Here is a 2,797-nt window from a genome sequence, read left to right on the forward strand (position 1 = left end):
CTCGCCCAGCTCATCCTTCGACCTCAGTTCGTCCCGAGCTGAAATCCAGGTTCTTCACGGACGACGAATTTGCTGAACTTGACGTACGCAACTCTCGCTTTACGGTGCGTGCTTGGCATTAAGTGCAGTCCCGGTAAAGCTCTACAATGAGTGCGAACGACAATGTCCCCTTCGCAACGACCCCACTCTCTCTCTCTCTCTCAATGCAGGGCGGCGCGGGATGCTGATGGCGACGATCTGCCACATCACCGTTGCTCGTCCGGCAGCCCACATTGTCGCGGCCGGTCATATGACCCGTTCCCGTCAGATCCGCGTCGGCCCAAGGATTCCTTTTTGATCGTCGGAACGATATTGTCCCGCCGGATTTCGAGCTCTCGCTCAACCGTTGGCCAGCTTTCACTTCTTGAGCAATCCGATCTTCGCACGTTCCCTACGCGCTGCTCACGGTGCGCGCAGCTGAGCTGATGCATCCTCCACCAGTCGGCGACTGCTCGCGTTAGATCGTCCCAAATCGTGGCGGGAAGATCTGGGACGGTGACTCGGACGCTGTACTGATTGTTTGTCGCGTTGTGAAACCACTCTGTCGCGGCAAAATCGAAACCAAAGCTGCCCGCGTGCCGGATCGGAAAGCCTTCTCGCTTCATGTCCTGGCTCATCGCAGCAGCTGCTCGCCTCGCCGTTGCCTCACTCAGGGGGATGCTGCTGTCCAGCGTGACGTAGAGGCCGTGTGCAAAGTGGAGCTCCGCCGTCAAGCCCGCGAGGGAGCTTGCAAAATACCGACCGGCACGGCGGCAGTTGCGCAAGATTGCCGCCATGCGTTTGTTGGTCAGCATCCGGTAAGAGGATGTACCGACATAAGGAGGGAAATGCGCCGGCAGCGGCGCGCCACCGAAGAGCCGAACCGCGTTCCGCGTTTCGGCTGGCAGCGTTCTAAGCTGCGGTCGACTTTCCCAAGGATCGTTCGTCGCCCAGTGGACGAACACCGCAGAGCCCAGTCGGCCATACTCCGCGCCCAGCGAATCCAGCTTCGTGTGGCTGCGCACCATCACCGCGGGAATATTCCATTTCCGAGCCCATCTCAGAGCGCGTCGAATACGGCCCGACCCATTCGAGAAGCAGGTAGTATCGAAAATCACGAGATCGAGCGCAGGACCGCTGCCGCTCAGGGCGGCTTCGAAATTGGCGGCGGGAGCGCTGGAATCGAGCAGAATGATCCTTGGTGAACCGGTCGCAGCAATCGCCTCCCCCAGGGAGCTCTTCAAGGTGATCAGGCGCAAGTGGGGCGCGTAACGCGCGATGAACTCCAGCGTCTCGCCATAGGAGCCCGGCAGGACCAGAATGTCTGCCCGGCGCATGACATGCGCGGACGCAAACAACAGGGCCGAGATCGCAGCCATCCCGGAAGCCGTATAGACCGCCTCCGGCGTCATCTCGTCGTCGAGTTCGTAAAAGGAGGGGCCGCGCACCTCGAGATCAGCGCGCTGATAGTCGTATCTGAATTCGAATGGACCGGTCCCACGCTGCCTCGCAGGCGACCAGGCTGTCTCCGTGACTGTCCAATCATGCAGCTCATGCTCCGCTCTCAAAGCAGCGGTGAGCTGAAATTTGCGCTCAATCACCTCCATGACTGATCGCGGATACGAAAGGGCGAGGGGCCTTCTCAGGCAAACGTTTAGCAGCCTGAGTTCCTCATGCTTCCGCTCCAGATATGCTTCGATGGTCTCCATGTGGATCTTCACTGAGAAGGCACCCAACCAACGTTTGGGAACCGCATTGGGTCCTCGGCTCCAGAGCGGATCGAGCGCCCATCGTTCGGAGCAGACAGAGTGCTTTCGCTCTACTCGCAGTACTTCAGTCACGAGCCTGCTCGGCCTGGCAATCGGGATTTGACGGCCAGCTCAAAACCCGGCGACTGGCGACAGGCGAGCCGGCGACTTCGTTGGCACCTTCCACCGTCGTTGCCTCGTACTCATGGGCGAGAGCTCCCACCGCTTGGACCGACTTCGATTCGCATCGGTAGCGATGGTTCTTCCATTGGGTGGCCGGCGGCAGCCTTCACGCGAGTTCGGGGACATGGCTAGGCGATCTCCACGAGCGCGCGAAGGCTCATCATCTTGCCGGTTCTCGGTGGCTCTTATTCAGGTTGCTCCGCAATCCGACTACCGCTGAATCACAGGTGACCACAACCGCGAACCTCGTCCGCGCTACGGCGCTACTTCAGCGAGCGTTGCGGGTTCTGCGGAGCTACACGATTACAGGGACACGACCCCTTGAGGCGCCTCGGACGTCGTTCCTTTGAGGGCTTAACCCGAGATTTCTAGGTACATCGCGATACCCACGACTTCGGATGATGCAAGGCACTTAGAAGCAAGTCGATCAAGGCGGGATCTGGTGAGCGTCGGAAGCCGAACGCGGCCTTCCGCACGATCGGCGCCGCGCCTGCTGATCACTGTGGGGCGGGCGGTCTAGGCCGTGTACCCATAAACCCGTCGGCGTGACTGAACGTCCGCTTTGTCCCGATAGCGACCAAGTTCGTGGGGCAACGCAAGATGTCGCGGTGGCCAAGCTCGGACATCGTCAGGGGAATCCGTTGTCCAAGATAGCTCGCCGGCCTTGATTTTTATGATGTCGTTGCAGCGCACGCGTGCTTGATCGACAAGAATATTTTCTTCGCCTCATCGACCGAAAGCTTCATCGATTGAATCACTTCGGAGCCGCCGGCTCCGAATGACATCAAAGTCAATCCCGAACCTCAATGAGGTGACGATTCTGCCGGAGAAAGCGCTCAGCCTGAAGA

At 59.6% G+C, this 2,797-nt stretch carries 1 protein-coding gene; it reads right to left on the minus strand.

All coding sequences use genetic code 11. The features are described from left to right. Positions 1 to 245: 245 nt before the first annotated feature. The gene (locus tag F758_RS53130) at positions 246 to 1,277 is read right to left on the minus strand and encodes a hypothetical protein (RefSeq protein WP_349544118.1); all 1,032 of its coding nucleotides are present in this window, start codon (positions 1,275 to 1,277) and stop codon (positions 246 to 248) included. Positions 1,278 to 2,797 lie beyond the last annotated feature (1,520 nt).

Origin of the sequence: Bradyrhizobium sp. ARR65 (assembly GCF_000472385.1) — a bacterium.
In the GTDB taxonomy this organism is placed as follows: domain Bacteria; phylum Pseudomonadota; class Alphaproteobacteria; order Rhizobiales; family Xanthobacteraceae; genus Bradyrhizobium.